Annotated in this window: 15 protein-coding genes; 3 read left to right on the top strand and 12 right to left on the bottom strand. The window is 68.4% G+C overall.

Features of this window, described 5'->3' with window-relative positions:
- Positions 1 to 14: 14 nt before the first annotated feature.
- The 10 genes from A5712_RS12955 to dop all read right to left on the bottom strand — a co-directional run bounded on the left by A5712_RS12955 (position 15) and on the right by dop (position 11,273).
- Positions 15 to 2,780 carry an RNA helicase gene (locus tag A5712_RS12955; RefSeq protein WP_068105281.1) on the bottom strand — a complete coding sequence of 922 codons (2,766 nt, stop codon included), beginning with the start codon at positions 2,778 to 2,780 and terminating at the stop codon, positions 15 to 17.
- 96 nt (positions 2,781 to 2,876) lie between these two features.
- Positions 2,877 to 3,845, bottom strand: coding sequence for a twin-arginine translocase subunit TatC (gene tatC / locus A5712_RS12950; protein ID WP_156766546.1), 969 nt, complete (start codon positions 3,843 to 3,845; stop codon positions 2,877 to 2,879).
- A gap of 49 nt (positions 3,846 to 3,894) precedes the next feature.
- Complete coding sequence (gene tatA, locus A5712_RS12945; RefSeq protein WP_068105216.1) at positions 3,895 to 4,149, bottom strand: Sec-independent protein translocase subunit TatA; 255 nt, start codon at positions 4,147 to 4,149, stop codon at positions 3,895 to 3,897.
- A 50-nt stretch (positions 4,150 to 4,199) separates the two neighbouring features.
- On the bottom strand, positions 4,200 to 5,177 hold the full coding sequence (locus tag A5712_RS12940; protein ID WP_068105214.1) for a YafY family protein: 978 nt from the start codon (positions 5,175 to 5,177) through the stop codon (positions 4,200 to 4,202).
- Positions 5,174 to 6,166 (bottom strand): YafY family protein, encoded by a 993-nt coding sequence (locus tag A5712_RS12935; RefSeq protein WP_068105205.1) that lies wholly within the window; start codon positions 6,164 to 6,166, stop codon positions 5,174 to 5,176. Before A5712_RS12935 ends, A5712_RS12940 begins: the two co-directional genes overlap by 4 nt.
- A gap of 205 nt (positions 6,167 to 6,371) precedes the next feature.
- Positions 6,372 to 7,730, bottom strand: a complete 1,359-nt coding sequence (gene pafA, locus A5712_RS12930) for a Pup--protein ligase (protein WP_156766545.1) — start codon at positions 7,728 to 7,730, stop codon at positions 6,372 to 6,374.
- 70 nt (positions 7,731 to 7,800) lie between these two features.
- Positions 7,801 to 8,583 (bottom strand): proteasome subunit alpha, encoded by a 783-nt coding sequence (gene prcA / locus A5712_RS12925; protein ID WP_068105200.1) that lies wholly within the window; start codon positions 8,581 to 8,583, stop codon positions 7,801 to 7,803.
- The gene (prcB, locus tag A5712_RS12920) at positions 8,580 to 9,470 is read right to left on the bottom strand and encodes a proteasome subunit beta (RefSeq protein WP_068105198.1); all 891 of its coding nucleotides are present in this window, start codon (positions 9,468 to 9,470) and stop codon (positions 8,580 to 8,582) included. Before prcB ends, prcA begins: the two co-directional genes overlap by 4 nt.
- The gene (locus tag A5712_RS12915; RefSeq protein WP_066913345.1) at positions 9,467 to 9,661 is read right to left on the bottom strand and encodes a ubiquitin-like protein Pup; all 195 of its coding nucleotides are present in this window, start codon (positions 9,659 to 9,661) and stop codon (positions 9,467 to 9,469) included. Before A5712_RS12915 ends, prcB begins: the two co-directional genes overlap by 4 nt.
- Before the next feature lie 103 nt (positions 9,662 to 9,764).
- On the bottom strand, positions 9,765 to 11,273 hold the full coding sequence (gene dop / locus A5712_RS12910; RefSeq protein WP_068105196.1) for a pup deamidase/depupylase: 1,509 nt from the start codon (positions 11,271 to 11,273) through the stop codon (positions 9,765 to 9,767).
- A gap of 145 nt (positions 11,274 to 11,418) precedes the next feature.
- Between dop and A5712_RS12905 the strand changes: the two genes are divergently transcribed.
- Positions 11,419 to 12,600, top strand: coding sequence for a hypothetical protein (locus A5712_RS12905; RefSeq protein ID WP_082973417.1), 1,182 nt, complete (start codon positions 11,419 to 11,421; stop codon positions 12,598 to 12,600).
- A gap of 36 nt (positions 12,601 to 12,636) precedes the next feature.
- A complete protein-coding gene (locus tag A5712_RS12900; protein ID WP_156766548.1) occupies positions 12,637 to 13,251 on the top strand; it encodes a hypothetical protein in 615 nt (204 codons plus the stop codon).
- Positions 13,252 to 13,278: 27 nt separating this feature from the next.
- On the opposite strand, the gene A5712_RS12895 is transcribed toward A5712_RS12900, so the two are convergent.
- Together A5712_RS12895 and arc are read right to left on the bottom strand one after the other, a co-directional pair.
- Positions 13,279 to 15,123, bottom strand: a complete 1,845-nt coding sequence (locus A5712_RS12895; protein WP_068105193.1) for a hypothetical protein — start codon at positions 15,121 to 15,123, stop codon at positions 13,279 to 13,281.
- A gap of 34 nt (positions 15,124 to 15,157) precedes the next feature.
- On the bottom strand, positions 15,158 to 16,987 hold the full coding sequence (arc, locus tag A5712_RS12890) for a proteasome ATPase (protein WP_068105191.1): 1,830 nt from the start codon (positions 16,985 to 16,987) through the stop codon (positions 15,158 to 15,160).
- 283 nt (positions 16,988 to 17,270) lie between these two features.
- On the opposite strand from arc, the gene A5712_RS12885 reads away from it, so the two are divergent.
- Positions 17,271 to 17,907, top strand: a 637-nt coding sequence (locus A5712_RS12885) for a hypothetical protein (protein WP_231982116.1), incomplete at its 3' end; no start/stop codon positions are given.

The following is a 17,907-nucleotide window of genomic DNA, read 5'->3' as shown; positions in this document are numbered from 1 at the left end:
AGCTCGCGCCCAGCCTACCCGGCGTCAACTGCGACGACGCCGCGCCGGACGTCATTGATGGCCCGCTTGGCGGCCGCCCGGAGCTCCGGATCGGGCGCGGCGTTGCGAACCTGGTCCAACAGGTCGAGCACCTGGCGGCACCACCGCACGAAGTCCCCCGCCGACATTCCCTGTTGGAGCGAGCCGCCGCCGGACACATCGGCGACGGCCAGTGCCGCGGCCAGGTCTCCCGTCCGGGCCCAGCGGTAGATGACGTTGACGAAGCCGTCGTCGGGTTCGCGGCTCGCGGCGATCCGGTGTGCCTGCTCGTCGGCGCGCAGCGCCATCGACAGCCGCGAGGTCTGCTGCAGCGCCTGCCGCAGCCGCTGGGTGGGCACCTCGGCGGCCAACGCGGCGCCGGCGCCGTCACCGCCGCGGGACTCGTATAGGACGGCCGAGACCACGGCCGCCAGCTCGGCCGGTTTCAAACCCGCCCACACGCCGGTGCGCAGGCATTCGGCGACCACGAGGTCGCTCTCGCTGTAGATCCGGGCCAGCAGCCGGCCGTCGTCGGTGACGTGCGGATCGGTGGCCGGGCCCTGGATGAAGCCGCGCTCGGTGAGCAGCCCGACGATCCGGTCAAACGTGCGCGCCAACGAATTGGTGGCCGCGCCGACCTTCTTCTCCAGCTGTGCGTTGTCGCGTTCGATGCGCAGGTACCGCTCGGCCTGGCGCATCTGGGGCTCGAGATTGGGGGCGCTGTGCGCGGGGTGCCGGCGCAGTTCGGTGCGCAGCGACGCCAGCTCCGGGTCGTGGAACGCGCCGTCACCGTCGCCGCGACCGCCGCGGCGCGCGGCCGGAACGGCCAGCCCGTCGGCCGCCGACCGCAGGGCCGAGGCCAGGTCGCGGCGCACCCGCGGCTGACGATGTTCAACGCGCTTGGGCAACGGCATCGAGCCGACGGGTGCCGTCGCGCCCGAATAGTCCGCCGAGGAAATCCTTCCCGCCCAACGGTTTTCGGTGAGGACGAGCGGGCGCGGGTCGGAGCTGTCGCGCGCCGACTCCAGCACCACCGCCAGCCCGCCGCGCCGGCCGTGGGTGATCGTGATGATGTCGCCCCGGCGCAGCGCGGCCAGCGCATCGCTGGCGGCCTGCCGTCGGTGCAGCCGCGATGCGCGGGACTGCGCGCGCTCCATCTCGGAGATCCGCGCACGCATCCGCGCGTATTCGAAGACCGGCGCGTCGTGTCCGCCGAGCTCGGCGGCGATCTCGTCGAGCATCCGCTGGCCGCGCTCGATGCCGCGAACCAGGCCGACCACGGAACGGTCGGCCTGATACTGGGCGAAGGATTGCTCGAGCAACTGGTGCGCCTGCTCGGGCCCCATCTGCTGCACCAGGTTGATCGTCATGTTGTACGACGGCGCGAACGAGCTGCGCAGCGGAAAGGTGCGGGTGGACGCCAGCCCGGCCACCGCGGACGGTTCGGTGGTTTCCTCGCTGGGATTCCACAGCACCACCGCGTGGCCCTCGACGTCGATGCCGCGCCGCCCGGCGCGCCCGGTCAGCTGCGTGTACTCCCCCGGTGTCAGCGGCACGTGCTGCTCGCCGTTGAACTTGACCAGCCGCTCGAGCACCACCGTGCGGGCGGGCATGTTGATGCCCAGCGCCAGCGTTTCGGTGGCGAACACCGCCTTGACCAGGCCCGCGGTGAACAACTCCTCGACCGTATGGCGGAACGCGGGCAACATCCCGGCGTGGTGGGCCGCCAACCCGCGCAGCAAGCCCTCGCGCCACTCGTAGTAGCCGAGCACCGCCAGGTCGGCGTCGGCCAGGTCCCCGCAGCGGTGCTCGATCACCTCGGCGATCTGCGCGCGCTCCTCCTCGCTGGTCAGCCGCAGCGGCGATCGCAGGCACTGCTGGACGGCGGCGTCGCAGCCGGCCCTGGAGAACACGAACGTGATCGTCGGCAGCAGGCCCTGGGAATCCAGGATGCCGATCACGTCCGGCCGCGGGGGCGGCCGGTAGAAGCGCGGGCGGGACGGTCGCGCCGAGCGGCCGCGCCGCGGCTGCCAGTCCGACATGCGGTCCGCCTCGCGGCGATGGGCGATGTGGCGCACCAGGTCCGGGTCGACGCGCGGCTTGCCGCCGGCGTCCGGCACGGCGTGCGAGTAGTCGAACAGGTCGAACAGCCGCTTGCCAACCAGCACGTGCTGCCACAGCGGAACGGGCCGGTGTTCGTCGACGACGACGGTGGTGTCGCCGCGCACGGTCTGGATCCAGCCGCCGAACTCCTCGGCGTTGCTCACCGTCGCCGAAAGGCTGACCAAGCGCACCTCGTCGGGCAGGTGCAGGATCACCTCCTCCCACACCGGGCCCCGCATCCGGTCGGCAAGGAAATGCACCTCGTCCATCACCACATACGAAAGCCCTTGCAGCGCGGGCGAATCGGCGTAGAGCATGTTGCGCAGCACTTCGGTGGTCATCACCACGACGGGCGCGTCGCCGTTCACCGACATGTCGCCCGTCAGCAGCCCGATCCGGTCGCGGCCGTAGCGCTCGCTCAGGTCGGTGTGCTTCTGGTTGCTCAGCGCCTTCAGCGGCGTGGTGTAAAAGCATTTGCCGCCCGACGCCAGCGCCAGGTGCACCGCGAATTCACCGACGACGGTCTTGCCGGCCCCGGTCGGCGCGCACACCAGCACGCCGTGGCCGCGTTCCAGCGCCTCGCACGCGCGCCGCTGAAAGTCGTCCAGCGTGAAGCTGAGTTCCGTGGCGAACCGCGCCAGCTCGGCCAGCTTGGGCAGCTCGGTCACGCCGCTGCCGGATCCCGCGAGGGTGCGCAAATGTACGTCAGCGGCGGCGTGTCGGCGTACAGACACGCACGCTCGCGCCAGGGGAGGCTAGGTGACGTCGTCATGCTGCCCGGCCGTGAAGGACGGCTCCGGTATCGGCCCCGGTATCGGCTCGGGCGGCTCGATGACCGACGCCTCGTCGTCGGGAATCGTGACCTGGGCTTCGCGCTTGGCCTTGCGCCGGTCGTGCAGTCGGGAGATCTGGATGGCGAACTCGAGCAGCACCGACAGCGCGATCCCCAGCGCCGTCATCGAGAACGGGTCCGATCCGGGCGTGAAGATGGCCGCGAAGGCGAACATGCCGAAGATCAGCCCGCGCCGCCAGGACTTGAGCCGCTCGTAGCTGAGCACACCCACCGCGTTGAGCATGACGATCAGCAGCGGGAACTCGAAGCTGACCCCGAAGACCACCAGCAGGTTGATCAGGAAGCCGAAATACCGGTCCCCGGACAGCGCGGTCACCTGCACGTCGCTGCCGACGGTCAACAGGAACCCCAGCGCCTTGGACAGCACGAAGTAGGCGAGCACGGCGCCGACGACGAACAGCACCGCGGCGGGCACCACGAACCCGACCGCGAAGCGACGCTCCTTCTGGTAGAGCCCGGGCGTGATGAACGCCCACAGCTCGTAGAGCCAGACGGGGCAGGCCAGCACCAGCCCGGCCGTCAGCCCGACCTTGAGGCGCAACATGAATTGGTCGAACGGTGCGGTGGCCAGTAGCCGGCACTGCCCGTCGGCGCTGATGCTCGCCCGCGCCGATTGCGGCAGCGAACAGTACGGGTGGCGCAGCCATTCGCCGAGGCTCTCCAGCCCGAAGATCCCGTGCGAGTACCAGAAGAACCCGAAAACCGTCGTGACCAGGATGGCGGCCAGCGAGATCAGCAGCCGGGTACGCAGCTCGGTCAGGTGGTCGACCAGCGACATCGTCGCGTCGGGGTTGGTGCGGCTGCGCCTGTTACGAGGGTTGAGCCGTTTCAGCAGGCCCGCTGTGCGCGCCGAAGCCTTGAAACCTTTCACGGTGGTCTTTGCGGTCGATCAGGGGCGCTCGGGCACCGCGGCGGCGCGGCTAGGCCGGGCGCGCTTCGGTGTGCCCCTGCTCGGTGGTCGCCGGCGGGTCGACCCGCTGCGACTGCACGGGCTGGGGGGTCTCGATGGACGGCGCCTCGGACTTGCCTTCGGTCTGCATTTCCCGCATCTCGGACTTGAAAATGCGCATCGACTTGCCCAGCGAGCGCGCGGCATCGGGGAGCTTCTTGGCACCGAACAACAGGATCACTACGACAGCGAGGATCGCCCAGTGCCACGGACTAAGACTGCCCACTTTGATTACCTCCAGACGTCCACCCGATGCTACCGCAGCAACGGTCGCGGCTATTGTGGCCGCGCCGCGACCTGGTAGGACTCCAGGGCGGCCGCGGCGGCATCCCGTACACGACGGGCCAGCGACTCCGGTTCGAGCACCCGCACCGCCGACCCGAAGCCCAGCACCAGCCGCGTCATCCAATCTTCCGAGGCGTAGGTCATGACGGCCTCGCACGAGCCGTCGGCCAGCTCAAGCACCTCGCGCATCGGGTAGTACTCGAACATCCACGAGGCCGCGGGCGCCACCCACAGCCGCGCCGACGGCAGCGACGGATCGCCGTCGAACAGCGAGGTGTCCGGCGGCGCGTGCAGCGCCGGTTCCGGCGGGGCCGCCGGCTCGCCCAGCTCGGTGGCGTCCACGATCCGGTCGAAGCGGAACAGCCGGACGCCTTCGGCTTCGCGCGACCACGCCTCCAGATAGCTGTGCCCGCCGATCAGCAGGACCCGGATGGGGTCGACGACCCGGCTGGTCAGGGTGTCGTGCGAGGCGGAGTAGTAGTCGATGGCCAGCGCGCGTTTGTACTGCACCGCCGTGCGCACGGCCGCCGCGGCGCGGCTTTCGAGGGGCGCGGGCTCGTCGACCGCCGCCACCGCCGCCGAAGCGTCGTGCCCGACGGCGCCGGCGGCGGCCTCGATCTTGGCGATCGCGCTGCGCGCGGCCTCCGGGTCGACGACGCCCGGGATGTCGGCCAGCGCCCGCAGCGCCACCAGCAGGCCGGTGGCCTCCGGCGACGTGAGCGTGAGCGGCCGGTCGATGCCAGCGGAGAACGTCACCTCGATGGTGTCTCCGGAGAACTCGAAGTCGATGAGGTCGCCCGGGTAGTAACCGGGAAGACCGCACATCCACAGCTGGTTGAGGTCCTCCTCCAGCTGCTTCTCCGACACCCCGAGGTCGGCCGCGGCCTTGGCCCGGGTGACCTTCGGGTTGGCCTGGAAATACGGGACCATGTTGAGCAGCCGAACCAATCGGGTGGACACGGGGGTCATGAGCTGTGCACCTCCGCATGCGCGCGCAGTCGCGCCAGCACCTCGTCGCGCAGCGATTGCGGCTCGAGCACGACGGCGTCGGCCCCATAGCCGGCGATGTCGCGGGCCAGCTGGTCGGCGGATCCGATGCCGAGCTCGATCACCTCGCCGTCGCGGCCGGCGAGCCGCTGCGGCCCGGTCGACCTGCCGGCGCGGCGCAGCGCGGTGGCCCGCCCGTCGGCGACCCACACCCGGGCCTGCCCGCCGGCCGGCCACTCGCTGACCGTCTGGGCCACGATCTTGCGCAGGTCGACGCCGTCGGGCACGGTGATCGCACCGGGCGGCCCGATGGGCGTGACGTCGGCCCCGATCCGGGACAGCCGGAAGGTGCGGGTGGCGTCGCGGTCGCGGTCGTGGCCGACCAGATACCAGCGGCCCTTCTCGGTGACCACGCCCCAGGGCTCGACGGTGCGCGTCGTGTAGGGCTCGGCCCGCGATGGCCGGTGCCGAAACTGCACCGCCTGACGGGAAGCGATGGCGGACAACAGGATTCCGAGCACCTCCTCCGACCCGCGCAGGCCCGGCACGCCCGCCGGGGACGCGATGGCTACCGGCGCGTCCGGGTCGACGTCCACGCCGGCGGCGCGCAGCTTGAGCAGGGCGCCCTGGGTGGCGGTGATCAGTTCGGGCGACTCCCACAGCTGCGTGGCGACGGCCACCGCGGCCGCCTCATCCGGGGTGAGGTCGACCGGCGCCAGCGCGTAGGCGTCGCGGTTGATCCGGTAGCCCTCGGTGGGATCCATGGCCGACACCCGGCCGACCTCCAGCGGGATGCCGAGGTCGCGCAATTCGTTCTTGTCGCGCTCGAACATCCGCGAAAACGCCTCGGCGCTAGGGCTGTCGGAATAGCCGGCGACGCTGGACCTGATCTTTTCGGCGGTGACAAAGCCGCGGGTGGACAGCAGGGCGATCACGAGATTAACCAGCCGCTCGACTTTCGAGGTCGCCATTTGTCCCAGGTTATTCGATGGTCCCCGCGCGGCGCTTACGCCGGCGGGCCGCGTCGCACGATTCACGGCCGCCGCACCGGTCGCGAGCCCGGGCACCGACTCTAAAAACTTGATGGCGCCCGCGCTATCACGTTCGCGATTCGACATGGGGTGCCACGACGGTGCCGATGTGACTGATGTGACTGGCCGTGAACCGACCACCCGGCTACATGCTCGCGATCAGCCGCTTGACCCGCTCGTCGACCGCCCGGAACGGGTCCTTGCACAGCACGGTGCGCTGCGCCTGGTCGTTGAGCTTCAGGTGCACCCAGTCGACGGTGAAGTCGCGGCCCGCCGCCTGGGCGGCGCTGATGAACTCGCCGCGCAGCCGCGCGCGAGTGGTCTGCGGCGGGTGGTCGACCGCCTCCGCGATGTCCTCGTCGGTGGTCACCCGGGCGGCCAGGCCCTTGCGCTGCAGCAGATCGAAGACGCCGCGGCCGCGCTTGATGTCGTGGTAGGCCAGGTCCAGCTGAGCGATCTTCGGGTCGGACAGCTCCATGTTGTAGCGGTCCTGGTAGCGCTGGAACAGCTTGCGCTTGATCACCCAGTCGATCTCGGTGTCCACCTTGGCGAAGTCCTGGCTCTCGACAGCATCGAGCTGCCGGCCCCACAGGTCGACGACCTGCTCGACCTGGGCGTTGGGCTCCCGGGTCTGCAGGTGCTCGACGGCGCGGCTGTAGTACTCGCGCTGGATGTCCAGCGCGCTGGCCTGCCGCCCACCCGCCAATCGCACCGGCCGCCGGCCCGTGACGTCGTGGCTCACCTCGCGAATCGCGCGGATGGGGTTGTCCAGCGAGAAGTCGCGGAACGGCACGCCGGCCTCGATCATCTCCAGCACCAGCGCCGCGGTGCCCACCTTGAGCATGGTGGTCGTTTCGCACATGTTGGAGTCGCCGACGATGACGTGCAGGCGCCGGTACTTCTCGGCGTCGGCGTGCGGCTCGTCGCGGGTGTTGATGATCGGGCGGCTGCGCGTGGTGGCCGAGGAGACGCCCTCCCAGATGTGCTCGGCGCGTTGGGAAAGGCAGAACGTCGCGGCCTTGGGGGTCTGCAGGACCTTGCCGGCCCCGCAGATCAGCTGGCGGGTGACCAGGAAGGGCAGCAGCACATCGGAGATCCGGGAGAACTCGCCGGCCCGCACGATCAGGTAGTTCTCGTGGCAGCCATAGGAGTTGCCCGCGGAGTCGGTGTTGTTCTTGAACAGGTAGATGTCGCCGCCGATGCCCTCGTCGGCGAGCCGCTGCTCGGCGTCCACCAGCAGGTCTTCCAGCACCCATTCGCCGGCCCGGTCGTGGGTGACCAGCTGCACCAGGCTGTCGCACTCGGCCGTGGCGTACTCGGGATGGCTCCCGACATCCAGGTAGAGGCGCGCGCCGTTTCGCAAGAAGACGTTGGAGCTGCGGCCCCACGACACCACCCGCCGGAACAGGTACCGGGCGACCTCGTCCGGAGACAGCCGGCGATGGCCGTGGAACGTGCAGGTGACACCGAACTCGGTCTCGATGCCCATAATTCGTCGCTGCACGTAATCGAGGGTACTGGTTGTCGCGCCGCAAAGGTGCAGAAGCCGCGCCCGGGGATGTTATCGGCCGGATCTATTCCGAGGACTCACCCTTCGTTTCCGACTCTTCCCCGCCGGATTTTGCGTCCTTGGACTTCGCGCCGCCCGACTTCTTCAGCAAGTTCTCCAGGGTCGGGCGATTGATCCGCTTGAACGCCCGCCGCGGCCGGTTGGCATCCAGGATGGCGACCTCGAGGCTCCCCACGTCGAGGGCGGGCTGATCGCCGTTGGAGGCCTCCGCGCTGCCCGCCCGCAGCGCCGCAACCGCGATGCCCAAAGCCTCACGCAGGTGCGCGTTTTCGGCGTAGGAGTCCTTGAGCGCGGTGACGATCGGCTCGGTGGTCCCGCCCATCACCACGAAATGCGGCTCGTCGGCGATCGAGCCGTCGTAGGTAATGCGGTACAGCTCAGGCGGTTTCGACTCGCCGTAGTGGGCGACTTCGGCGACGCACAACTCGACCTCGTAGGGCTTGGCCTGCTCGGTGAAGATGCTGCCGAGGGTCTGCGCGTAGACGTTGGCCAGCTGCCGCCCGGTCACGTCGCGGCGGTCGTAGGCGTAGCCCCGGGTGTCGGCGAACTGGATGCCGCCGCGCCGCAGATTGTCGAACTCGTTGAACTTGCCCGCGGCCGCGAAGCCGACGCGGTCGTAGAGTTCGCTGATCTTCTGCAGGGACCGCGACGGGTTTTCGGCGACGAACAGCACGCCGTCGGCGTAGGCGAGCGCCACCACGCTCTTGCCCCGGGCGATGCCCTTGCGCGCGAGCTCGCTGCGCTCGCGCATCGCCTGTTCGGGCGAGATGAAATACGGGAAGCTCACTTCTTCTTACCCCGCGGTTCGGCGTCGGGCCCGAAAGTGTCCGCCCGCGAGCGGCTTTCGATGACCTCCCGGGCCAGTTCGGCGATGCGGCTCTCCGGCACCTCGGCCGCGCCCTCGGCACCGATGGTGACCGCCGTTGGGTAGATGCCGCGGACCAGATCCGGGCCGCCGGTCGCGGAATCGTCGTCGGCGGCGTCGTAGAGCGCCTCCACGATCACCCGCAGCGCGGAATCAACGTCGGACACTTGCGAATACAGCTTCTTCATCGACGACTTCGCGAAGATCGAGCCCGATCCCACCGCCTGGTAGCCCTCTTCCTCGATGTTCCACCCGCCGGCGGCATCGAACGACACGATGCGGCCGGCGCTTTCCGGGTCCGCCGCGTGGATGTCATACCCGGCCAGCAGCGGCAGGGCGACCAGCCCCTGCATCGCCGCGGCCAGGTTGCCGCGCACCATGATCGCCAGCCGGTTGACCTTGCCGGCGAACGTGAGCGGCACGCCCTCGAGCTTCTCGTAGTGCTCGAGTTCCACGGCGTAAAGCCGGGCGAACTCGACGGCGATCGCGGCGGTCCCGGCGATGCCGGTGGCCGTGTAGTCGTCGGTGATGTACACCTTCTTCACGTCGCGCCCGGCGATCATGTTGCCCTGCGTCGAGCGCCGGTCACCCGCCATGACAACGCCACCCGGGTACTTCAACGCGACGATCGTGGTCCCGTGCGGCAGCTGGTCGCCCGCGGCAACGGTTTGCGCGCCGCCGCCAAAACTCGCCGGCAGCAGCTCCGGCGCGTGGCGGCGGAGGTGGTCAGCAAACGAGGACAGGTCTACAGCCGGATTCCCGGGAAGTGGGGAGTTAAAGGACAGTCGATCGGCGAACGGCCAGGTCACTGTCCGCCCTTTTGGACATACGCGCGGACAAAATCCTCGGCGTTTTCCTCAAGGACGTCGTCAATCTCGTCAAGCAGGTCGTCGGTGTCTTCGGCAAGCTTCTCGCGACGCTCCTGGCCCGCGGCTGTGCCGTCGGCGAAATCGTCTTCGTCGCCGCCGCCACCACCACGCTTGGTCTGCTCCTGAGCCATCGCCGCCTCCTGCTTTGTTATCGGCTCGTGTTAACCGGCGTCACACGCCCGCCGGTTCTTCTACAGTACCGGTCAACGTCGACGTTTCCCGATCCAACGCCACTTAGCTGGTCAGTTGTTCCACCAGTTCGACCGCGCTGTCCACGGAGTCCAGCAAAGCTCCGACGTGGGCCTTGCTGCCGCGCAGCGGCTCCAGCGTCGGGATGCGGACCAGCGAATCGCCGCCGAGGTCGAAAATCACCGAGTCCCAGCTGGCTGCGGCGATGTCGGCACCGAACCTGCGCAGGCATTCGCCGCGGAAGTACGCGCGCGTGTCCGTGGGCGGATTGTCGACGGCATCGAGCACCTGGTGCTCGCTCACGAGGCGCTTCATCGAACCGCGCGCGACCAGCCGGTTGTACAGCCCCTTGTCCAGCCGCACGTCGGAATACTGCAGGTCGACCAGGTGCAGCCGCGGCGCCGACCAGTTCAGGTTCTCCCGCTGCCGGAAGCCCTCGAGCAGCCGCAGCTTGGCCGGCCAGTCCAGCAGCTCGGCGCAGTCCATCGGGTCGCGCTCGAGCTTGTCCAACACGTCCGCCCACGTCTCGACGACGTCGGCCGCGCGCGGGTCGGGGTCGCGGCTGTCGACCAGCTTCGCCACCCGGTCAAGGTAAATCCGTTGCAGCGCAAGGGCGGTCAGCTCGCGACCATCGGCCAGGGCCACCGCCACCCGCAGCGACGGATCGCGGCTGATGGCGTGGACCGCGTGCACCGGCCGCGCCAACGCCAGGTCGCTCAGGTCGATCCCGTGGGCGGGGCCGTCCTCGATCAGATCGAGCACCAGCGCCGTGGTGCCCAGCTTCAAATACGTCGACGTCTCGGCCAGGTTGGCGTCGCCGATGATCACATGCAGCCGGCGATACCGGTCGGCGTCGGCGTGCGGCTCGTCGCGGGTGTTGATGATGCCGCGCTTGAGGGTGGTCTCCAGCCCGACCTCGACCTCGATGTAGTCCGAGCGCTGCGACAGCTGGAAGCCCGGCTCGTCGCCGGCGGGCCCGATGCCGACCCGGCCGGAACCGGTGACCACCTGCCGGGACACCAGAAACGGCGTCAGGCCCGCGATGATCGCCGAGAACGGCGTCTGCCGCGACATCAGGTAGTTCTCGTGGGACCCGTAGGAGGCGCCCTTGCCGTCGACGTTGTTCTTGTAGAGCTGCAGTTTCGCGGCGCCGGGCACGCTGGCGACGTGCCGCGCGGCGGCCTCCATCACCCGCTCACCGGCCTTGTCCCAGATCACCGCGTCCAGCGGATCGGTGCACTCGGGGGCGGAGTATTCCGGGTGCGCGTGGTCGACGTAGAGCCGCGCCCCGTTGGTCAGGATCATGTTGGCCGCGCCCACCTCGTCGGCGTCCACCACCGGCGGGGGCCCGGCGGAGCGGCTCAGGTCGAAGCCGCGGGCGTCGCGCAGCGGCGATTCCACCTCGTAGTCCCAGCGGGTGCGCTTGGCGCGCTGGATGCCGGCGGCGGCCGCGTAGGCCAGGACCGCCTGCGTCGAGGTCAGGATCGGGTTGGCGGTCGGGTCCGACGGCGACGAGATGCCGTACTCGACCTCCGTCCCGATAATCCTTTGCATTACTTCAAGATAGGCCGGGTGACGATGTAGACCCCGAGGCGGGGTTGCGACCGGCCGGGCGACCGACCCCGGGCCAGCGACAATGAAGCCCGAATCGGGTGCGATAAGCGCCAGCTGGCGCCGCGGTGCCGCTAGGTTTGCCCGCATGGAGCTTTCCCTTCGCCCCTCGCGCGGGACGGCGAGCGCCGCGGCCGAAAGCTGGTTCCTGAACCGGGGTTTGCCCTCGGTGCTGACGAGGCGGTCGCGGTGGCGGCGCCTTTGGCCGCGGTCGGCCCCCATGCTTGCGGCGTACGCGACGTTGCAGGCCTGCGTCCTGCCCATCTACCTGATCACCGGTGGCCGCGACGTCCACATCAGCGGGGAGCCGACGACCTCCGAGGTGATCCTGCTGACGATCATCGGGCTCGCCCTTCCGCTGATGGCTGTCGTTGGCTGGCTGGTCTCGCGGTCACACAGCGGCCGCACCCGCGCGGCGGTGTCGACGGTCGCGGTGGCCGTCGTGGCGTGCGTCGGAACCATCGTGGGCGGGCCCGCGCAACTGGCGCAGGAAGCCGTCGTGGTGGCCGCGGTGCTGGTCTTGACCGGCTGCGGCGTCGGATCGGTCGTCGGGTGGGCGGTGCGCATGATGCTGTCGCACCTGACGACGGTCGGGGCCCTGGCGGTGCGGGCGCTGCCCGTCGTGCTGCTGACCGCCTTGGTGTTCTTCAACACCTACGTCTGGCTGATGGCGGCGACGATCAGTGGGGAACGGCTGGGACTGGCAATGGCATTCCTCGTCTCGATCGCCGCGGCCTTCGTCGTCTCCGCCACCCACGATCGGGCCCGGCCGATGCTGCGGTCGACGGCAACGCTGCCCACCGACACCGCGGGGCTTGCCGACACGCCCTTCGCGGCCATGCCGGATACGCCCGACTGCGCACCGCTGAAGCGAACCGAACGCCTCAACGTCATCTTCGTGCTGGCCGCGTCGCAGCTGGCGCAGATTCTGGTGGTCGCGGTGGTCACGGCCACCATCTACCTGATCCTCGGGCTGATCGTGCTCAGCCCGTCGCTGCTCAACGAATGGACCCACACCTACACGAGCACCGCGACGGTGCTGGGATTCACGCTGCCGGTGCCGGATTCGCTGATCCACATGACGCTGTTCCTCGGCGCGTTGACGTTCATGTACATCAGCGCCCGCGCGGCCGGCGACGCCGAATACCGATCGACGTTCCTCGACCCGCTCATCGACGACTTGCACACGACCCTGATCGCGCGCAACCGCTACCGCGGCGCCGTGGCCGCACCGGCGTGTGAAGTTGACGCCGACCAGGGCAGTGATTAATTTCACAGGGTGTCTCGCCACCGCGCCGAAGAGGAAGTGGACGAACCGGTAGGCGACCTGGCCGGGAAGCGTTACGGGGAAGTGCTTCTCGTGACTCCCGGCGAGGCCGGCCCGCAGGCGTCGGTTTACAACAGCTTCCCGCTCAACGACTGTCCCGCCGAGCTGTGGTCGGCGTTGGACCCCCACGCGATCGCCGCCGAGAATGGCGCGGCCGCGGCCCTGCTCAACGGCCCCCGCTATTGGCTGATGAACTCCATCGAAAAGGAGCGACAGGGCCCGCAAGTGACCAAGAATTTCGGGGGCATCGAGATGATCCTGCAGGCCACCGTCCTGCTGTCGTCGATGAACCCCGCGCCGTTCAGCGTGAACAAGGTCAGCCGCCACACGGTTTTCGTGTTCAACGCCGGCGAAGAGGTCTACGAACTCATCGATCCCCACGGGAAACGCTGGGTCATGCAGACCTGGAGCCAGGTCACCGATCCCAACCTCAAGCGGGAAGACCTGCCCGGGCTCGCGAGCCGGCTCGAGTTGCCCGACGGGTGGAGCTACAAGCCGCGCGTGCTGACCGAGGAGTTGCGGGTGGACACCCGGACCGAGGCCGCGCAGGTGCTGCAGGACAACCTGACCAACAGCTACTCGCTGGAGACCTGACGGCCGCTTAGGCCGCCTCCGGGGCGACTAGCTGCGATTCGCCATCCAACTGCGGTGTCGCACAGCGGCTTTCCGCGCCGCTTTGGCGAGCGCGTGATCGGGCAGATGACGGCCCAGCGCATCGAGCACCGGCGCCGTCTCGGGGGCGGGATGTCGCCACATGGTCTCCAGCAGCCGCAACGGCTCGGGCACGCCGGCGAACAGGCTGCACAGCTCTTCGGGCGATTCCAACGTGCTCGAGAGCACGTCGACGAGTACCGCGACATCGACGAAGTTGCCGAGGGTTTCTGCGTCAGCGCGGTTTCGCTGCATCAACCACAGCGCGGCGTGACCCGCGACCGGAGTGTCCAACAGCTGACGAACGAAGGGTTCGGCAACCTCGATGTCGAATTTATGCAGCGCAGCGAAACCCATCATCCGACATTCGGCACGCGAAGCCGCCGCGACGGCCTCGGTGAGCATTTGCACTCGCTCGACGGCGGGACGTTCGGACTGCCAGGCTGCTAAGAGCGCGTCTTGCTGCGTTTCCGCCGCCGCCAACATGGCTTCGATCAACTCGGCGCCATCGCTGTCGGCGATGCGCTCCGCGCGGCGCAGCACGTATCCAGCGTTGTCGAGATGATCCGGCAGCAGGTGGCGGCCAAGCGCGGTCATCGTCACGGTGCCGCCGGTCCAATAACTGGGGCCAAACTCTTCCGGTAGTTCGACGCGGTCGGCCCAGCGCACCACACCAGTGCCCTCCAGAACATCGAAGATCCGGGCCAGGTCACGCTCGGTGAAGTAATCGAGGTTTTCCTCCCGCTCCGGCATGTACGGGGCGACCTGCCGCGCCACCACCGACTGAGCCCACTCGAGGAACGACTGGAAAGCTATCTCGGCGCTGTCGCTCGCAAGCAGCGGGGCAAGCCAATGGACGATCCCGTCGTCGAGCACCTCGTGCAATTCGTCGAGGAACCAGATCCGGCCCGAGTACATCAATTCCAACGGGCCCAGTTCGAGGATCGACGCGAACAGCGCGGCGGCCCGATCGACGGCCGGGCGGGCGGCCCACGCCTTCACCGGAACCAAACGACGCTGGCGCGCACGGACCGCGCCGGCCCGCTTGGCAACGTCCACAATAAAGTTCAACTGCGGCAAGTTCGCGGTCGTGTGGGTGCGCCACGTCTTGTCGCCGATCTGTGGATCCATCTCGTCGCCGGTATCCAACAACCCCACCAACGCTCGACCGTCGGCAAGTTTCAGATTCCCCTTGTCCGTCAGCTGCTTGCCATCCGGGCCTAGATAGTCGCGTAGGCCATCGACCTTGGCCAGCAACGGCGCCTCAGCCGCTACGGCCTCCACCTCCGCCAGCGGCGGCGGGACATAGATGAACGGCAACTCGTACGGTTCCCGCGCCGAGCCCGGGCCATACTTCTCCTCGATCTCGTCCAGAGCGGCCTGCAGCCTCGGGTCGTCCTCGTCGGACCAGTCCACGGCAGGAGTGGGGTTGTGCATTTCTGCGCGCACGGTCGGCTCGAGATCGGCAGCAAGCCGCCTCAATCGACCGGCCCGGTCCGGCCCGCCGACCAGGCGCCCGGTGGCCGCCATGAAGTCGAGATAGACACCGACCGCATTGCAGAGATACGCGGCACCTTTGGGGTGACCCTGAAACCGCCGCGGGCACCACTCCAGCAGGAACTCCGTGATGTCATTCGGGGCGAATTCGTCGAGAACACCGCTGGAGTGGTGATACCGCCAGTCGAGGACAACCCTGACGTCGGTGATCACCGCCGCCCGTTCCGCCGCGGGCCTATCCAACCATCCGTCGAGTTCGTCGAGCAGCGCATCACGGGCGACGCGGTAGGCGTCGTCGTCATCGAACTGGAGCCGCACCCCAGCGACGCTAGTCCGCAGGACCGACAGGCACCTACAGGTACTGGCCCAGGTTCGACTCGGTGTCGATGGCCCGCGACGCGCTCGACGACTTGCCGGTGACCAGGGTGCGGATGTAGACGATCCGCTCGCCCTTCTTGCCCGAAATCCGCGCCCAGTCATCGGGGTTGGTGGTGTTGGGCAGGTCCTCGTTCTCGGCGAACTCGTCGACGATCGAGTCGAGCAGGTGCTGAATGCGCAGGCCGGGTTGACCGGTCTCCAGCACCGACTTGATCGCGTTCTTCTTCGCCCGGTCGACGACGTTCTGGATCATCGCCCCGGAGTTGAAGTCCTTGAAGTACATGACCTCTTTGTCACCGTTGGCGTAGGTGACCTCCAGGAACCGGTTGTCGTCGATCTCGGCGTACATCCGCTCGACGACCTTCTCGATCATCGCCTTGATGCAGGCCGTGCGGTCGCCCTCGAACTCGGCGAGGTCGTCGGCGTGCAGCGGCAGCGTCTCGGTCAGGTACTTCGAGAAGATGTCTTGCGCCGCTTCGGCATCCGGGCGCTCGATCTTGATCTTCACGTCGAGGCGACCGGGCCGCAGGATCGCGGGGTCGATCATGTCCTCGCGGTTGGAGGCGCCGATAACGATGACATTCTCGAGGCCTTCCACGCCGTCGATCTCGCTGAGCAGCTGCGGCACCACCGTCGTCTCGACGTCCGAGGAGACCCCGGTGCCGCGGGTCCGGAAGATTGAATCCATCTCGTCGAAGAAGACGATCACCGGCGTGCCTTCCGAGGCCTTCTCACGGGCCCGCTGGAAGATCAGGCGGATGTGCCGCTCGGTCTCGCCGACGAACTTGTTGAGCAGCTCGGGGCCCTTGATATTGAGGAAGTACGACTTCGCCTCGCGGGCATCGTCGCCGCGCACCTCGGCCATCTTCTTGGCCAACGAGTTCGCGACCGCCTTGGCGATCAGGGTCTTACCGCAACCGGGCGGGCCGTAGAGCAACACACCCTTGGGCGGGCGCAGCGCGTACTCGCGGTACAGCTCCTTGTGCAGGAACGGCAGCTCGACCGCGTCGCGGATCTGCTCGATCTGGCGCGTCAGGCCGCCGATGTCTTGGTAGCTGACGTCGGGCACCTCTTCCAGCACCAGGTCTTCGACCTCGGCCTTGGGGATGCGCTCGAAGGCGTAACCGGCTTTGGTGTCGACCAGCAGGGAGTCACCCGGACGCAGCTTGCGCGGGCGGCTGTCGTCGTTGAGCGCGTCGGGATGGCCCTCCGGCAGGTCCTCGGCGACCAGCGGCTCGGCCAGCCACACGATGCGCTCCTCGTCGGCGTGGCCGACGACCAACGCGCGGTGACCGTCGTTCAGCACCTCGCGCAACGTGGAGATCTCGCCGACCGATTCGAACGTGCCGGCCTCGACGACGGTCAGGGCCTCGTTGAGCCGGACCGTCTGGCCCTTGCGCAGCGAACCGACCTCGATGTTGGGCGAGCACGTCAGGCGCATCTTGCGACCCGAGGTGAACACGTCGACCGTTTCGTCGTCGTGCGCCCCCAACAGAACGCCGTAGCCACTGGGCGGCTGACCCAGCCGGTCGACCTCTTCGCGCAGCGCCAACAGTTGCTGACGGGCCTCTTTGAGGGTTTCCATTAACTTTGAGTTTCGCGCCGCGAGGGAGTCGATGCGAGCCTCGAGTTGATGCACGTCGCGTGCGGATCGTGTGCCGCCTGCCGACCCGACAGCATGGTCCAGTTGCTCGCGCAGCACCGCTGCCTCACGGCGTAACTGTTCCAATTCGGCAGCATCGCCGCTGGACATGCCAGTTTCACGGGCATTGCCGAATGCTTCAGAACGCTCTGAGTCACCCATGTTGCGCTCCTTTCCCGCCCCGAAATGTGCGGTGGTACTTCAACGCTACCGGCGATTGCCGGTTGATGTGCGGAGTCAAATGCTCACGAAAAGTTAAGACTTTGGTTCCACTGGTAATCTCTGCCACGAATCTTGCCGAGCGAAAGGACAGCCGTGGCCCTAAAAGCCCTTGCCACCGGCTCCGCCGGCACCGTCTTCTCCCGGCGGGCCGGGCCCGGTGTGACTTCCATTGCACCCGTTGGCCCGACGGCGGGCCCGATCGCCTAGTCACAGAACGAACCTTATGCACCGACGCTTGACCGTTGCGCTGAGTGCCGTCGCGGCGGTGGCGGCGGTCGGGCTGGCCGGCTGCGCGCACACCGGAACCAAGGTCGTGTCGTCGTCCTCCTCGGCGGTCCCGGTGACGTCGACCCCGCTGATCGTCGCGGCTCCCCCGACCGCGCCGCTGCCCCCGCCCGACGCCCTGATCGACGTCCTGAACCGGCTCGCCGACCCGAACGTGCCGGGCGTCAACAAGGTGAACCTCGTCGAGGGCGCGACCCCCGATAGCGCGGGCACCCTGGACAAGTTCACCAACGCGCTGCGGGACAACGGTTACCTGCCGATGAGCTTCGCGGCCAACGACGTCGCCTGGTCGGACAAGAACCCGTCGCACGTGATGGCCACCGTGACCGTCAAGACCGCCCAGCCGAACAACGGCAACTTCACCTTCCCGATGGAGTTCACCCCGTTCCAAGGCGGATGGCAGCTCTCCCGCCGGACCGCGGAAATGCTGCTGGCATTGGGCAACTCGGCTACCGGGACGACGCCGCCCGCGCCCGCCCCCAGCCCGGCGCCCAGCAACACGTCGAATTCGAGCCAGCCGATCCACATCGCGGCTAGCCCGTGGGAGTCGGCGGGGGCGGGGCCGGAGGTTGGGG

The organism is Mycobacterium sp. E2327 (assembly GCF_001672675.1).
GTDB lineage: Bacteria > Actinomycetota > Actinomycetes > Mycobacteriales > Mycobacteriaceae > Mycobacterium.
Note: the sequence above shows the minus strand (reverse complement) of the source record. Positions and strands in the feature narration are given on the sequence as shown.

What these genes read in the sequence shown, in the direction of transcription:
- A5712_RS12940 (WP_068105214.1), bottom strand. Translation starts at nt 5,177, where the DNA reads ATGACCCCCGTGTCCACCCGATTGGTTCGGCTGCTCAACATGGTCCCG.
- A5712_RS12935 (WP_068105205.1), bottom strand. Translation starts at nt 6,166, where the DNA reads ATGGCGACCTCGAAAGTCGAGCGGCTGGTTAATCTCGTGATCGCCCTG.
- dop (WP_068105196.1), bottom strand. Translation starts at nt 11,273, where the DNA reads ATGCAAAGGATTATCGGGACGGAGGTCGAGTACGGCATCTCGTCGCCG.
- arc (WP_068105191.1), bottom strand. Translation starts at nt 16,987, where the DNA reads ATGGGTGACTCAGAGCGTTCTGAAGCATTCGGCAATGCCCGTGAAACT.
- A5712_RS12915 (WP_066913345.1), bottom strand. Translation starts at nt 9,661, where the DNA reads ATGGCTCAGGAGCAGACCAAGCGTGGTGGTGGCGGCGGCGACGAAGAC.
- A5712_RS12905 (WP_082973417.1), top strand. Translation starts at nt 11,419, where the DNA reads ATGGAGCTTTCCCTTCGCCCCTCGCGCGGGACGGCGAGCGCCGCGGCC.